Origin of the sequence: Pseudomonas sp. G5(2012), from assembly GCF_000408945.1 — a bacterium.
GTDB classification, from domain to species: Bacteria; Pseudomonadota; Gammaproteobacteria; order Pseudomonadales; family Pseudomonadaceae; genus Aquipseudomonas; species Aquipseudomonas umsongensis.
The window spans coordinates 1-15,363 of sequence record NZ_APIO01000019.1; the positions used below are offsets into that span (position 1 = coordinate 1).

The 15,363-nt window shown below is 61.1% G+C and carries 12 protein-coding genes and 1 pseudogene; 6 read left to right on the forward strand and 7 right to left on the reverse strand.

All coding sequences use genetic code 11. The annotated features are described in order from the left end of the window. The first annotated feature begins 210 nt into the window (after positions 1 to 210). From PG5_RS06730 to PG5_RS06745, 4 genes are all read left to right on the forward strand, one after another. The gene (locus PG5_RS06730) at positions 211 to 1,587 is read left to right on the forward strand and encodes a pyridoxal-phosphate dependent enzyme (RefSeq protein WP_020796351.1); all 1,377 of its coding nucleotides are present in this window, start codon (positions 211 to 213) and stop codon (positions 1,585 to 1,587) included. Continuing rightward, complete coding sequence (locus PG5_RS06735; RefSeq protein ID WP_020796352.1) at positions 1,584 to 2,762, forward strand: PLP-dependent aspartate aminotransferase family protein; 1,179 nt, start codon at positions 1,584 to 1,586, stop codon at positions 2,760 to 2,762. The genes PG5_RS06730 and PG5_RS06735 overlap by 4 nt, the downstream gene beginning before the upstream one ends. Before the next feature lie 148 nt (positions 2,763 to 2,910). Further along, positions 2,911 to 3,405, forward strand: a complete 495-nt coding sequence (locus PG5_RS06740; protein ID WP_020796353.1) for a PaaI family thioesterase — start codon at positions 2,911 to 2,913, stop codon at positions 3,403 to 3,405. 100 nt (positions 3,406 to 3,505) lie between these two features. After that, a complete protein-coding gene (locus tag PG5_RS06745; RefSeq protein WP_020796354.1) occupies positions 3,506 to 3,958 on the forward strand; it encodes a hypothetical protein in 453 nt (150 codons plus the stop codon). Between the two features lie 450 nt (positions 3,959 to 4,408). Here the strand turns inward: PG5_RS06745 and mqo are convergent, their stop codons facing one another. Then, a complete protein-coding gene (gene mqo, locus PG5_RS06750; protein ID WP_020796356.1) occupies positions 4,409 to 6,052 on the reverse strand; it encodes a malate dehydrogenase (quinone) in 1,644 nt (547 codons plus the stop codon). A 371-nt stretch (positions 6,053 to 6,423) separates the two neighbouring features. On the opposite strand from mqo, the gene ilvD reads away from it, so the two are divergent. Then, positions 6,424 to 8,106 (forward strand): dihydroxy-acid dehydratase, encoded by a 1,683-nt coding sequence (gene ilvD / locus PG5_RS06755; protein WP_020796357.1) that lies wholly within the window; start codon positions 6,424 to 6,426, stop codon positions 8,104 to 8,106. A gap of 133 nt (positions 8,107 to 8,239) precedes the next feature. Here ilvD and PG5_RS35255 read toward each other — a convergent pair whose 3' ends face one another. The 3 genes and pseudogenes from PG5_RS35255 to PG5_RS06765 all read right to left on the reverse strand — a co-directional run bounded on the left by PG5_RS35255 (position 8,240) and on the right by PG5_RS06765 (position 10,627). Next, the gene (locus PG5_RS35255; RefSeq protein WP_371106602.1) at positions 8,240 to 9,103 is read right to left on the reverse strand and encodes a methyl-accepting chemotaxis protein; all 864 of its coding nucleotides are present in this window, start codon (positions 9,101 to 9,103) and stop codon (positions 8,240 to 8,242) included. Then, positions 9,095 to 9,901 (reverse strand): annotated as a pseudogene (locus PG5_RS35260) (MCP four helix bundle domain-containing protein); the annotation flags it as partial. The gene PG5_RS35255 and the pseudogene PG5_RS35260, both read right to left, overlap by 9 nt. A gap of 51 nt (positions 9,902 to 9,952) precedes the next feature. Then, positions 9,953 to 10,627, reverse strand: coding sequence for a DUF2238 domain-containing protein (locus PG5_RS06765; RefSeq protein ID WP_042955256.1), 675 nt, complete (start codon positions 10,625 to 10,627; stop codon positions 9,953 to 9,955). Positions 10,628 to 10,797: 170 nt separating this feature from the next. Here PG5_RS06765 and PG5_RS06770 point away from each other — a divergent pair, with 170 nt between their 5' ends. Then, a complete protein-coding gene (locus tag PG5_RS06770) occupies positions 10,798 to 11,229 on the forward strand; it encodes a nuclear transport factor 2 family protein (RefSeq protein ID WP_020796360.1) in 432 nt (143 codons plus the stop codon). Positions 11,230 to 11,317: 88 nt separating this feature from the next. Here PG5_RS06770 and PG5_RS06775 read toward each other — a convergent pair whose 3' ends face one another. From PG5_RS06775 to nirB, 3 genes are read right to left on the reverse strand one after another with little or no spacing between them, the layout of a single operon-like run. Continuing rightward, positions 11,318 to 11,758, reverse strand: coding sequence for a CBS domain-containing protein (locus PG5_RS06775; protein ID WP_020796361.1), 441 nt, complete (start codon positions 11,756 to 11,758; stop codon positions 11,318 to 11,320). A gap of 31 nt (positions 11,759 to 11,789) precedes the next feature. Next, positions 11,790 to 12,164, reverse strand: a complete 375-nt coding sequence (gene nirD, locus PG5_RS06780) for a nitrite reductase small subunit NirD (RefSeq protein ID WP_020796362.1) — start codon at positions 12,162 to 12,164, stop codon at positions 11,790 to 11,792. After that, entirely contained in the window at positions 12,164 to 14,725 is a 2,562-nt protein-coding gene (gene nirB / locus PG5_RS06785) for a nitrite reductase large subunit NirB (protein ID WP_033043294.1), read from the reverse strand. The genes nirD and nirB overlap by 1 nt, the downstream gene beginning before the upstream one ends. Between the last annotated feature and the right edge of the window lie 638 nt (positions 14,726 to 15,363).

Consider the following 15,363-nt stretch of genomic DNA (forward strand, 5'->3'; position numbering starts at 1 on the left):
AAGGGCGAAACCATAAGCCGACGTTACCGCAGCAACGGATATCCCCCCAATCCAATTCTCAAATACATCCCAGCGTGCACTTTCGATCAGACGGTTGCGAGTCTGGCGATCCCGGCCTATGGTCCAGACACAACATTGTCACGACCGGCGCGACAACCCGACGCCGGCCTTTTTTGTCCATCCATTGTGCTAGCGCAACGAGGTGACGACATGCCCAACGACTCCCGCCCCGCCGTACTCGAACTGATCGGCAACACGCCCCTGGTGCGCGTCAGCCGTTTCGATACCGGCCCGTGCACGCTGTTTCTCAAGCTCGAATCCCAGAACCCCGGCGGTTCGATCAAGGACCGCATCGGCCTTGCCATGATCGACGCCGCCGAACGCGACGGCCGCCTGCGACCCGGTGGCACCATCGTCGAAGCCACGGCCGGCAACACCGGCCTCGGCCTGGCACTGGTCGGCCGCGCCAAGGGTTATCGGGTGGTGCTGGTGGTGCCGGACAAGATGTCCACCGAGAAGGTCCTGCACCTCAAGGCCATGGGCGCCGAGGTGCATATCACCCGTTCCGATGTCGGCAAGGGCCATCCGGAGTACTACCAGGACGTTGCCGGACGCCTGGCCAGTGAAATCCCCGACGCCTTCTTCGCCGACCAGTTCAACAACCCGGCCAACCCACTGGCCCATGAGTGCAGTACCGCACCGGAGATCTGGGCGCAAACCCAGCATGATGTCGATGCCATCGTGGTCGGCGTGGGTTCAGCCGGCACGCTGACCGGGCTGACCCGGTTCTTCAGCCGTGTGCAACCGGAACTGGAAATGGTCCTGGCCGACCCGGTCGGCTCGGTGATGGCCGAATACAGCCGCAGCGGCACCCTTGGCACGCCGGGCTCCTGGGCCGTCGAAGGCATCGGCGAAGACTTCATTCCGTCGATTGCCGACCTGTCCAGCGTGCGCCACGCCTATTCGATCAGCGACGAGGAAAGCTTCGATCATGCCCGCCAGTTGCTGCGCGCCGAGGGCATTCTCGGCGGTTCGTCGACCGGCACCCTGTTGGCGGCGGCATTACGCTACTGCCGCGAGCAGACCCAACCGAAACGGGTGGTCAGCTTCGTCTGCGACACCGGTACGCGTTACTTGTCGAAGGTCTATAACGACCAGTGGATGAACGATCAGGGGCTGCTGAAAAGCAAGCAGTACGGCGACCTGCGCGACCTGATCGCGCGGCGCTTCGAGGACGGCCGGGTGATCAGCGTCGGCCCCAACGACACCCTGCTCACCGCGTTCCAGCGCATGCGCCTGGCGGATGTGTCGCAACTGCCGGTGCTGGTGAGCGGCAAGCAACTGGTCGGTGTGATCGACGAGTCCGACATCCTGCTGGGCGTGCATGAAGACGCTACGCACTTTCGCAAGACCGTCTCCAGCGCCATGACCGACAAATTGCAAACCCTGGCACCCGACGCCTCACTGGCGGATCTGGAGGCGGAACTGGGCCGTGGACTGGTGGCGATTATCCAGGATGCCTCAGGTTTTCATGGCCTGATCACCCGAACCGACATGCTCAATCACCTGCGGAGATCCCTGACATGAGTCAGCACGATGAAAATGCCCCGCCACGGGGCTTCGCCACCCGCGTGATCCATGCGGGGCAAACGCCGGACCCGTCGACCGGCGCGCTGATGCCGCCGATCTACGCCAACTCCACCTATCTGCAGCAGAGCCCTGGCGTGCACAAGGGGCTGGACTACGGGCGTTCGCACAATCCGACGCGCTGGGCGCTGGAACGCTGCGTGGCGGACCTCGAAGGCGGCACCCGGGGCTTTGCCTTCGCCTCGGGCCTGGCGACCATTTCCACGGTGCTGGAACTGCTCGACGCCGGCTCGCACATCGTCTCCGGAAATGACCTGTACGGCGGCACCTTCCGCCTGTTCGACAAGGTGCGCCAGCGCAGTGCCGGGCATCGCTTCAGCTTTGTCGACCTGACCGACCTCGCCGCCTTCGAGGCCGCCTTGCAGGACGACACACGCATGGTCATGGTCGAGACGCCGAGCAACCCACTGCTGCGCCTCACCGACCTTGCCGCCATCGCCCGCACCTGCCGCGACCGCGGCATCATCTGCGTGGCGGACAACACCTTTGCCAGCCCGTGGATACAACGCCCGCTGGAACTGGGCTTCGACATCGTGCTGCATTCGACCACCAAGTATCTCAATGGCCACTCCGACGTCATTGGCGGCATCGCCGTGGTCGGGCAGAACGCCGAGCTGGCCGAGCGCCTGGGCTTCCTGCAGAACGCGGTGGGCGCCATCGCCGGACCATTCGACGCCTTCCTCACCCTGCGCGGGGTCAAGACCCTGGCGTTGCGCATGGAGCGCCACTGCAGCAATGCGCTGGATCTGGCGCAATGGCTGGAACGTCAACCGCAAGTCGCCCGCGTCTATTACCCGGGCCTGCCCTCGCACCCGCAGCATGAGCTGGCGCGACAGCAGATGCGCGGCTACGGCGGGATGATCTCTGTCGACTTGAACACTGACCTGGCCGGCTCCCGGCGCTTCCTGGAAAACGTGCACATTTTTGCCCTGGCTGAAAGCCTGGGCGGCGTGGAAAGCCTGATCGAACACCCGGCGATCATGACCCACGCGACCATCCCGGTAGAAACCCGCGCGCAGCTGGGCATCGGCGATGCGCTGGTGCGGTTGTCCGTGGGGGTTGAGGATATCGAAGACTTGCGTGCAGACTTGGCGCAGGCGTTAACCCGGATTTAAGGGGTATACAAATCTTGTAGGAGCCAGGCTTGCCGGCGAAGAACGATAACGCGGTGCGACAGATACACCGCGGCGTCTGGTTCGCAGGCAAGCCTGGCTCCTACGGTGGTACCCATTATTGGTCTAAATTTTTGCGGATAATCGACACATGTCCAACCTCGACACCTCCCTGCAAGACGCCGCCGCGCCCGATGGCGTGTGCTACGGCTGCGGCAGCAGCAACCCCCACGGGCTGCACATCAAGAGCTACTGGCATGAGGACGGCGTGCATGTCATGGCCGAGCACGTGCCCGATGCCAAATACTGCGGCTGGCCGGACCTGGTCTACGGCGGACTGATCGCCATGTTGGTCGACTGCCACTCCAACTGGGCGGTCATGGCTTATCACTACCGCGCGGAAAACCGCGAAGTGGCCAGCCTGCCGCGCATCAATTGCGTCACCGGCAACCTCGGCATCAAGTTCATCAAGCCGACGCCCATGGGCATCCCGCTCACTCTGCGGGCGCGGGTGGAAGGTGAAGTCGGACGCAAGACGCGGGTCATCTGCGAAGTCTTTGCCGGGGATGTGCTGACCGCGGTGGGCGACTCCATCTTCGTACGGGTCGATACCGCGCAACTGGCAGACACCGCGCACGGGCGGTAGGTGTTTATTGCCGCAGATCCCTGTGGAAGCCGCCAGCACTCGAAAAATGAGCGATACCCGCTAATCTCCATTTGCCGTTTTTCAACACAGGAGTTTGGCCATGAAGCTCAGACATTCACTGGCGGCGCTGTTGATTTGCGCCAGCCTGCTCGGCTGTGCCACCTCATCCAAGGAGGGCGTGTCGGTCACGCTGAATGCCACCCGGCAGAACACCGGGCAGATCGGCAACGTCGCGTTGTCGGACTGGGACAAGCAAACCGGACTCAGTTTCTTCATCAGCGGTGTGCCAAGCGGTGCCGCCCTGCCCCTGCGTCTCTACAGCTTCATCAACAAAGGCAGCTGCCAGCAACCCGGCCCCGTCGCGTACGCCATGAATGACAAGGTCAACACCGAGCGCCAGGCGATTCGCGGCTGGACCTTCTCGAGAAGCGCGCCTGTGGCCTTGTCTGTGCTGCTGGCCGGCGACTACCACATCGTCGTGCGAACCGCAGCGACAGACGGCAACGTCGATATTTTCTGCGGGGACATCAAGCCACAAGGGCCGGCGAAGTAGGCGCTTGCACCTGCGGGCCTCACACCGGCGAAATCGTTGCGAGCACGCCGATCAGAATGGTCAACACCAGAAAACCACCGAGGAAAATCGCCATCTTGCCCATAGAGCCTCCAACATTTCGAAAGTGCGGTGCACCGCGGCTACCGCTGCGCAACTTGCCGTCATTGTGGGGCTCGAACTGATTGCATTACAGCGTCAGAAAGCGCTGAAAAATACGGATCAGATGAAACAGATGGAACCAACGAACCCATGAACCTGTAGGAGCGAGCATGCTCCGGGCGGCGTTCCGACGATGGATGTCAACGATGACGTTGGAAACCTGACACCCCGCGGCGATCTCAGGTTCATCGCGAGCATGCTCGCTCCTACAGTTACAGGGATTTATTGCAGGTGTACAAAAAAGCCCACTGGCCATCCCTGGCTCAGTGGGCTTTTTGATCAAGCGCTCAGTTACAGCGCCATGTCCGCCGCAGCATTCTCTTTCGGTGCCTTGGCTTTTTCAGCCTCGACAGCCGGAGCCACAGCCTGGCCGATCGCAGGTGGTGGAGTCAGTTCCAGCACCTTGGCGGTGTAGGCCCATTCCTCGGCAACCTTTTCAGGGCTGGCGTTGAGCTGGGTGCCGTAGCTCGGCACGATTTGATGCAGTTTTTCCTGCCAGGCCGGGGTCGCGACCTTGTCCTTGAACACTTTCTGCAGCACGGTCAGCATGATCGGTGCGGCGGTCGAAGCGCCTGGGGACGCGCCCAGCAGGCCGGCGATGGTGCCGTCTTGCGAAGCGACGATTTCGGTGCCCAGTTTCAGTACGCCACCGGCAGCTTCATCACGCTTGATGATCTGCACGCGCTGGCCAGCTTGCCACAGGCGCCAGTCCTCGGCCTTGGCATTCGGGAAGTATTCCTTCAGGGCGTTGAGGCGGTCTTCGTCCGACAGCATCAGTTGACCGGCAAGGTACTCGACCAGCGGGTATTCCTTGATGCCGACCTTGGTCATTGGCCACACGTTATGCGTGGTGGTGGTGGTCAGCAGGTCCAGGTACGAACCCTCTTTCAGGAACTTGGTACTGAAGGTCGCGAATGGGCCAAACAGGATCACGCGCTTGCCATCCAGCACGCGGGTATCCAGGTGCGGAACCGACATCGGCGGTGCGCCAACCGAAGCCTTGCCGTAGGCCTTGGCCAGGTGTTGTTCGGCGATGGTCGGGTTCTCGGTCACCAGGAACGAGCCGCCCACCGGGAAGCCTGCGTATTCCTTGGCTTCAGGAATGCCGGACTTCTGCAGCAGGTGCAGGGCACCGCCGCCAGCGCCGATGAACACGAACTTGGCGTCGGTTTCGGATTTGCTGCCGTCTTTCAGGTTTTTGTAGCTGACGCGCCAGCTGCCGTCGGCGTTCTTGCTGATGTCCTGCACTTCACTGGACAGTTTCAGGTCGAATTTCGGCGTGGTCTGCAGGTGTGCAACGAACTGGCGGGTGATTTCGCCAAAGTTCACGTCGGTACCGATCGGAGACCAGGTGGCCGCGATTTTCTGGTTCGGGTCACGCCCTTCCATCATCAGCGGGACCCACTTCTTGATCACGGCCGGGTCTTCGGAGTACTGCATGCCGGCGAACAGCGGGCTTGCCTGCAGGGCTTCGTAGCGCTTTTTCAGGAACTTGATGTTGTCATCGCCCCACACGAAGCTCATGTGCGGTGTGGAGTTGATGAACGAACGCGGGTTCTTCAGCACACCTTGCTGGACCTGCCAGGCCCAGAACTGACGGGAGATCTGGAACGCTTCGTTGATTTCAACGGCCTTGGGAATCGAGACGTTGCCTTTCTCGTCTTCCGGGGTGTAGTTCAACTCGGCCAAGGCAGAGTGACCGGTACCGGCGTTGTTCCAGCCGTTGGAGCTTTCCTGGGCGACGCCGTCGAGGCGCTCGATCATTTCCATCGAGGTGCCGGGTTCCAGCTCATTGAGCCACACACCGAGGGTTGCGCTCATGATGCCGCCGCCGATCAACAGCACGTCGACTTTCTTGGCTTCTTCGGCCTGGGCTGTCGTCATCCCCAACGACAAGGCCAGCCCCAGCAGGGCCGTGTTCACTTTCTTAAACATCTGTAGCACCTATGATAAAACGCCATCCGCCCTTCCAACTGCGATCGCAGGCCGCTTGTCTCACGGCATTCAGGCAAGTCTGCCGCGGGTTCTCGTACATAACGGCTGCACATGACGGCTGGAAGGTGGGCACACAAGGCCGATTGACTGCATCGACCCCAGTTATATGTCCCTACTGAACTGACTTTTTATCTTTTTTGGCTTCAGCTACTTGAGCGACAGTGATTCTGCTCGCCCGCCTCAAGGGCAGGAAAACTGAATAGATCAAACCAAGTTGTTGCGAAGAATATCACGACAAGCCCAGCCCGCGCGTGATGGATGTAGGTGGCGACTATACTCACTGGTCATCAGTTGAGCATGTGGGAGCCGCCATGAGCGACAAAGACGATCTGCGCAAATATTCCTCCCAGGTAATCGACGGCGTGGAGGCTGCCCCCGCCCGTGCCATGCTGCGTGCCGTGGGCTTTACCGACGAAGACTTCAAGAAACCACAGATCGGCATCGCCTCCACCTGGGCGATGGTCACGCCGTGCAACATGCACATCGACAAACTCGCGATCGAAGCGGAAAAAGGCGCGAATGCCGCCGGCGCCAAGGGCGTCATTTTCAACACCATCACCATTTCCGACGGCATCGCCAATGGCACCGAAGGCATGAAATATTCACTGGTGTCCCGCGAGGTGATAGCCGATTCCATCGAAGTGGTGGTCGGCTGCGAAGGCTTCGACGGGCTGGTGACCGTGGGGGGTTGCGACAAGAACATGCCAGGCTGCCTGATCGGCATGGCGCGGCTCAACCGCCCTTCGATCTTCGTCTATGGCGGCACCATCCGCCCGGGCGCCGGCCACACCGACATCATTTCCGTGTTCGAAGCCGTGGGCCAGCACGCGCGCGGTGACATCAGCGAGATCCAGGTCAAGCAGATCGAGGAAGTGGCAATTCCCGGCCCCGGCTCCTGTGGCGGCATGTACACCGCCAACACCATGGCCTCGGCCATCGAGGCGCTGGGCATGAGCCTGCCCGGTTCGAGCTCCCAGGACGCCGTTGGCGGCGACAAGGCCTCGGACAGTTTCCGCGCCGGCCAGCAAGTGATGGAATTGCTCAAGCTGGACCTCAAGCCCCGGGACATCATGACCCGCAAGGCCTTCGAAAACGCCATTCGCGTGGTGATCGCCCTCGCCGGCTCGACCAACGCCGTGCTGCATCTGTTGGCCATGGCCAATGCCGTGGATGTCGAACTGACCCTGGATGACTTCGTCGAGCTGGGCAAGATTTCGCCGGTGGTGGCCGACCTGCGCCCCAGTGGCAAATACATGATGAGCGAGCTGGTGGCCATTGGCGGCATCCAGCCCTTGATGAAGCGCATGCTCGCCGCTGGCATGCTGCACGGCGATGTGATGACCGTGACCGGCAAGACCCTGGCGGAAAACCTCGAAAACGTGCCCGACTACCCCGCTGGCCAGGACGTGATCCTGCCTTTCGATCAGCCGATCAAGAAGGACTCACACCTGGTGATCCTGCACGGCAACCTCGCGCCCACCGGTGCCGTGGCCAAGATCACTGGCAAGGAAGGCCTGCGCTTCGAAGGCACGGCCCGTGTGTACCACGGCGAGGAAGGCGCCTTGGCCGGCATCCTCAATGGCGAAGTGCAGGCGGGCGATGTGATCGTGATTCGCTACGAAGGGCCCAAGGGCGGGCCGGGCATGCGCGAAATGCTCTCGCCGACATCGGCGGTGATGGGCAAGGGTTTGGGCAAGGATGTTGCGTTGATCACCGACGGGCGTTTTTCCGGTGGCTCCCATGGTTTCGTGGTGGGGCATATCACACCCGAAGCGTTTGAAGGCGGGCCGATCGCGTTGATCGAAGATGGCGACCGGATCACCATCGATGCGCAAACCCGGCAGATCACCGTTGATGTGACCGATACTCAACTGGCCGAGCGCAAGAGCCGTTGGGTACGGCCGGAATCGAAGTACAAGCGCGGGGTGCTGGCCAAGTATGCGAAGACCGTGTCGAGTGCTTCGGAGGGGGCGGTGACTGACAAGTACCTTTGAAACCTGGATTTGTGTTGTCTGATCTACCGCCTTCGCGAGCAGGCTCGCTCCCACATTTTCTAATGCATTCCATTGTGGGAGCGAGCCTGCTCGCGAAGGGGCCCTTAAAGGCTGTGCAAAATGAAAGGATGTATCAAAGGCGGAAGCGATCCACCGACTGCGACAGTTGCCCTGCCAGCGAAGACAACTCATCCGTCGTCAAAGCCGTCTGCCCGATCACCTTGCTGTTGCCCTCGGACATGCCGGCAATCATCTCCACCTGATGGGCGATTTCATTGCTGGCCAGGCTCTGCTCGCCGATGGTGCGGCTGATGTCGTTGACCAGTTGCGTGGTGTTGAGCGTGGCCTCGAGGATCTCGCGGATGGCACGCTCGACGTCGGCGGTCACGGCCATGCCCTTGTCGACCTGGGACACGCCCTCCTCCATGCTGATCACCGCTTCGCGGGTGCTTTGCTGGATGCGCGAGACCATGGCGGCGATTTCCTGGGTCGAAGCGCTGGTGCGGCCCGCCAGGCTGCGCACTTCATCGGCCACCACGGCAAAACCACGGCCCTGCTCCCCAGCGCGGGCGGCTTCGATGGCGGCGTTGAGCGCCAGCAGGTTGGTCTGGTCGGCGATGCCCTTGATCACCTGGATGATGCTGAAAATTCCTTCGGATTCCTTGTCCAGCGTGCGGATCACCTGTGCCGACTGCTGCGCCGAACGGGCGATGCCGTCCATGTCGCTGACCACCTGATGGATCACCCGCCCACCATCCTTGGCCAGCGCCTCGGCCTGGTTGGCCATGTCCAGCGCGCGCTCGGCGTGCCGGGTGATTTCCTCGATGCTCGCGGTCATTTCGCTGGCGGCGGCGGCCATGGTGCTGGCGGCGGCGCTTTGTTGCTGGCTGCTGCCGGCCACTTCGTGGCAACCCTCGCTCAGGCGTGTGCTCATGCCGTTGACACCATGGGCGTTGCTGCGTACTGCTTCGATCATGTCGCGCAAATCACGCTGCATGGTCGCCAGGCTGCGAATCAGGGTGCTGGCTTCGTCCTTGCGCTCGGGTACTGCAATCGTCTCGCTCAGGTTGCCATGGGCGATGCGTTCGGCGATGAGGCTGGCCGTTTGCAAGGGGTTCATGATGCTCAGGATCACCCAGCGTCCCTGGACGAGCAGCAACAACAGGCTGGCGAAAAGCACGGCGCCGAGGGCCAGGTTGGCGCTGCCGAGCGCTTGACGGGTCCCTGCACTGGTCTGTTGGGTGTTGTTTTCGATCAGCTCGCTGAGGGCCGCCATCTGGTCTTCCAGTTGGCTGAACACGCTGTTGAAGGCGCCCAGTTCTTTCTGCGCGGCCTCGGGGTTTTCCAGGGCGATGCCAACAATGCGCTCAGCCGCAGCGATGTAGGTGTCGAGGCTGGGCTTGATCTTGTGCAAAGCGTCTTTGAGGGTGACATTGACCGCCAGGTTCAGGTTGTCGCCGAGCACTTCGCGAAAGTGTGCCGCGTGCTCTTCGATGGACGTGCGCACTTCGGCCTTGCTGCTGGTACTTTTACCCAGCCCGACCAACATCGCGGACAACACGTCGGCACGTAGCGCGTCGTGCATCATGTCGGCTTCCATGTGGTTGCGCAGCACGGTCATGCCAACCTCGTTTTCCTGCACCGCATCCGCCATCCGGGCAGTCCCCAGGTAACCGACCAGGCCCATGATCAACGCGGTGAGCAACCCCGTCCCTATCAGCAGCAGCAAACGCAGTTTTATGGACACTCTGTGGTTCCTCTTTCTGGCACGTATGTCGATGGGCCAAACGGCCATCGCGAATGGCGTCTCAAGAGGTTATCGACGGGTCGCTGCGCGAATTGAAGGCTATCCCCACTGATTTCTGTTTTTGCGACATGCGGTAGGTAAAGCGGCTTTTTCTGCCGTATGTCGCAGTGAAACCAACAGCAGGCTCACCCATGCGCCAGCGACGGCGAGCGCCATGTCCTTTTGAGAATCCCAGGGGTCGTTTTGCGCGCCGACAAAGGCTTTTGCCGTGTCGTCGCCCAAGTAAGCCCCGCCAATCCATTCCACCAGTTCGTAGACGGCCGAGGTCGACAAAATGATGTTCAAGGCCATGAAGAACAGCCAGCGCCCGCGCAACGGTGTCAGCTGCAGCAGCACTTCGCGGATTGGCCAGGCCATCATTAGCCCGTAGCTCAAATGAACCAGCCGGTCGTAATGGTTACGCTGCAGGCCAAAGCTCTTGTCGAAGCTGACGCCGGTCAAGGCCGAACACCAACGATCGTAAGGCACCAGGGAATAGGTGTAATGGGCGCCTAGTTCATGAATGCACAAGAACACGAATACCAGCGTAAGGGAGGCCGCCGACAGGCGAAACTGGCGATAGAACACCACCAACGTCCCCACCAGCAGCAGCGCCAGCAGGTTTTCCAGCGCCCAATCCACCCGGCTACGTGGGGAATAGCCCAGCGCAATGACAATCAGCATGAACAGAATCAACAGCGTCAATTCGTATCGCGGATGTTCCCTGGGCTGCATCATGTGAGTTCCTCGACACCCGTGAATTCAAGATCCATAGGGACTTTTAACTTCGAGAGGAACCCTCGCCGCAAGTTCGCTTTTTTCCTTTGACTCATGCTAGGTTGTACGATGACCGATGAGCAGCATTACCCGGTCGCTCCGATCACTCATAACAACAAGGAACCCTCATGAAAAAAGCAAAGGTGCTGATTGGTTTTCTGTGCCTGTTCTGCGGCTACGTCGCAGCCAGCCCGGCGGCCGCGGACAAGGACGTGGCAAAAGCCGTCGATCACTTGACCCAGGCAATGCTGCATAAGGACATTGCCGAGCTGAATGCGTTGACGGCCGAAAACCTCAGCTACGGCCATTCCAGCGGCAAAATCCAGGACAAGCAACAATTCATCGCCGATATCGAAACCGGCAAAAGCGCCTTCAAGACCCTTGAGATGCAGAACCAGACCATCACCGTCTCCGGCGATGTGGCGTTGGTTCGCCACCACTTTTCGGCCCAGGCTCTCAAGGGCTCCGAGGTGGTCCCGACGGAAATCGAGAACTTCCAGATCTGGCAGAAACAAAGCGGAAAATGGCTACTGGTAGGACGACAGGCGTTCAAGTTCTGATGTGGGGGTGACCCCGGAAAAAGGGGACGAATGGGCGTCTACCCGCCGATCCGTCCCCTTGGGTGTTGCGCTGGTGCCGACCCTGGTTTCAGTGCCCGCGAATGTAATGCTCGAACTGCCGAATCAGGTCGGCCTGCTCGATAATGGCTTGCTTGACCAGATCGCCGATCGACAGCAAACCGATCAGCTCGCCGTTTTCCACCACCGGCAGATGCCGCAAATGGCTGTCAGTCATGACCGCCATGCAATGCTCGATGCTCTGTTGGCTGTCGGCCGTGACCACCGGCGAGCTCATGATCGCCCGGACCGGCGTGCCCACTGACGAACGCCCCAGCAGCACCACCTTGCGCGCATAGTCACGCTCGCTGATCACCCCGACGACCTGGCCCTTTTCGATCACCGGCAACGCGCCCACGTTCTTTTCGGCCATTTTCTGCACGGCCTCCAACACCATGGCGTCGGGTGCGATGCTGTGCACCTGCTGATTTTCCACGACCTTGAGCTTGAGCAACTGTGCGGCTGTCTTCATGTTCGTCTCCTGATGTAAATGGCCTGCAACGTCAGGCCACTCCGACTTCCACCAACCCTTCGTTCAACCGCACTGGCCAGACCCGCAAGCGCTGTTGCGGGTACTCCAGGCAACTGCCATCCTCAAGACGAAAATGCTGCTTGTAGATCGGCGAGGCAACGACCAGGTCGCCCTTGATGCTGCCGACCAGTCCGCGGCCGATGACATTGGCCCCCGATTGCGGGTCGTGGTTGTCGATGGCATAGAGTTGTTTGCCTTCCATGCCCGGCAGGTAGAACAGCGCCACCTGGGCACCGTCCAGCCACACCACCACACCGGAGTCATTGACCAGGTCCTGCTGGCTGCACACCGATTGCCAGACGACAGACGCAGGGGCTTCAACGCGTAGGGTATTGGACGGGTTCATCAGACACTCTCCTCGGTAACAGGGATCAGGTTGAGTTCAGCCGCCATGATCGGCCGGCGCTGGCCGCGCTCCTGGACAAAGTGGATGTCCGGATCCGGGCGTTTATCGTTGACGAAGGTCCGGAAGCGCTTGAGCTTTTCCGGGTCCTTGAGGGCATTGGCCCACTCGCATTCGTAGCGATTGACCACCAGTTGCATCTGCGACTCGAGCTCGGCGCCCAGGCCCAGGCTGTCGTGGATGATCACGTCCTTGAGGTAATCCAGGCCGCCTTCCAGGCTTTCGCGCCAGACCGAGGTGCGCTGCAGCTTGTCGGCGGTACGGATGTAGAACATCAGGAAGCGGTCGATGTAGCGGATCAGGGTCGCGTCATCGAGGTCGGTGGCGAACAGCTCGGCATGGCGCGGGCGCATGCCGCCGTTACCGGCGATGTAGAGGTTCCACCCCTTCTCGGTGGCGATCACCCCGACGTCCTTGCTTTGCGCCTCGGCGCACTCACGGGTGCAACCGGACACCGCGAACTTGAGCTTGTGCGGCGAACGCAGGCCCTTGTAGCGATCCTCAATGGTCAGTGCCATTTGCACGCTGTCCTGCACGCCATAGCGGCACCAGGTGCTGCCGACACAGGACTTCACCGTGCGAGTCGACTTGCCGTAGGCGTGACCGGTTTCGAAGCCCGCTTCAATCAGTTCGCCCCAGATGTCCGGCAACTGGTGCAACTGGGCGCCGAACAGGTCGATGCGCTGGCCGCCGGTAATCTTGGTGTAGAGGTCATACTTTTTCGCCACCACGCCGATGGCAATCAGCTTGTCGGCAGTAATCTCGCCACCGGGAATGCGTGGCACGACCGAATAGGTGCCGTTCTTCTGCATGTTGGCCATGAAGGTGTCGTTGGTGTCCTGCAGCGGCACCAGCGACGGGTCCATGATCGGCTGGTTCCAGCACGACGCCAGGATCGAGCCCACCGCCGGCTTGCACACGTCGCAACCGGTGTGGCCACGGCCATGCTTGGCCAGCAATTCTTCGAAGCTGATCACCCCTTCTACCCGTACCAGCGCATACAGCTCCTGGCGGGTGTAGGCGAAGTGTTCGCACAGGCTCTTGTCGACGCTGACCCCACGGGCAATCAGCTCATGTTCGAAGACTTGCTTGAGCAACCCGGCGCAACCGCCGCAGCCGGTGCAGGCCTTGGTCTGCGACTTGAGCAGGCCAAGGTCGGTGCAACCGCCGTCGATGGCCGAGCAGATGGCGCCCTTGGTCACGTTGTGGCACGAGCAAACCGTGGCCGTTTCCGGCAAGGCGCCAGGCCCCAGGGTTGGTGCACCTTCGGACGACGGCAGGATCAACGCGGCGGGTTCGGCCGGCAAGGCGATCGCGTTCTGCATGTATTGCAACAGCGTGTCGTAATAGCTGTTGTCGCCGATCAGCACTGCACCGAGCACGTGTTTGCCGCTGGCATCCACCACCAGGCGGCGATAGCTGGCCGTGGTTTCGTCGATGAACTGATAGCTGCGCGCGCCAGGCGTATTGGCGTGGGCGTCGCCGATGGAGCCAACGTCGACGCCCAGCAGCTTGAGCTTGGTCGACATGTCGGCACCCTGGAACGGCTCGGCGGCATCGTCACACAGGCGCGCGGCGACACTGCGGGCCATCTGGTAGCCCGGCGCGACCAGCCCGAACAGGCTGCCGTTCCAGGACGCGCATTCGCCGATGGCGTAGATGTTCGGGTCACAGCTCAGGCAGGTGTCATCGATCACCACGCCACCGCGCGGGCCGATCTCCAGCGCACATTGCCGGGCCAGCGCATCCTGGGCGCGGATACCGGCGGAGAACACGATCAGGTCGGTTTCGAGGAATTCGTCGTTGGCGAAGTTCATCCGGTAGCGGTACTGCTCGCCAGCGCTGATCGATTGCGTGGCGCGGGACAGGTGCACGCCGACGCCAAGGCGCTCGATCTGCGCCTTGAGCGCCAGGCCACCCAGATCATCCAGTTGCACCGGCATCAGGCGCGGGGCAAATTCCACCACGTGCGCTTCGAGCCCCAGGCTTTTCAGGGCGTTGGCGGCTTCAAGGCCCAGCAAGCCACCGCCGACCACCACACCGCGCCGGGCATTGGCCGCCGCGGCACGAATGGCATCGAGGTCTTCCAGGGTGCGATAGACCAGGCGCGAATCGCCTTCGGCGCCTTCGATCGGCGGCACGAACGGATAGGAGCCGGTGGCCAGGACCAGCTTGTCGTAGGCCACGCAACCTTGAGCGGTGATCACCTGGCGCCGGGCGCGGTCGATTTCCAGCACCGGTATCCCCAGGTGCAACGTGACGCCTTGGGTCTCGTACAGCGCCGCGTCACTGAGTGCCAGCGACTCGGCGTCGCGACCGGAAAAGTACTCGGACAGATGCACGCGGTCGTAGGCACGCATTGGTTCTTCGCTGAAGACATGCAGCCGATAGCGGTCAAGGGCGCCACGTTCGATCAACTGCTCGACACAATGATGCCCGACCATGCCATTGCCGATCACGACCAGCGTTTGCTGTTTGTTCAAAGTGGCTACATTGGAATTCATAAACGACACCTGCCCTAAGCCCATCACGGTGAAAAAAAGCAAAAAAAAACGCCTGAAACCTTGCGGTTCCAGGCGTCTTTGCCTGTTCTTTTGCGGTGTTGAAAACCAGACGGCCATGCCTGATCCACCGATGTTGCCCACGACCTGTGCGGCCAGTCGATCGTCGTTGACCGAGAGGGCTGCCCATCTTTTTCAGAGGGGCTTGATGGGGTTTATGCAGGGTTTGTGCCAGCCGAACGCAAGAAGACATCATGGTGGTGCAGACGTGAGTGTTTAGTCCTTGCTGGCCGCCAGATTGGCAGGTTTTTGGCGAAATGAATGGTGCTGCCAGTGGTAAATGTCGCAGAGAAAAATGCATCGGCAACCCGCTTCGCACTGGTGCACGCTTTCGGTCACCGCGCTTTAAAAGTGCGCAAAACCTGTAGGAGCGAGCATGCTCGCGATGAACCTGAGAGCGCCGAGGGGTGTCAGGTGCCCAGCGGCCGCCTCGTCGTTGCTTTGGCTTTTGATTTTCTTACCCCCTCACGCCATGAGCCTGTCCGTCAACCTGTGACGATTGCCATCGGCGCTTCTACCAACGTTGATCCATGATGCGTCGAAGCCTGTGGGCGATGTTGTTGGAGTACATATCCATTGCT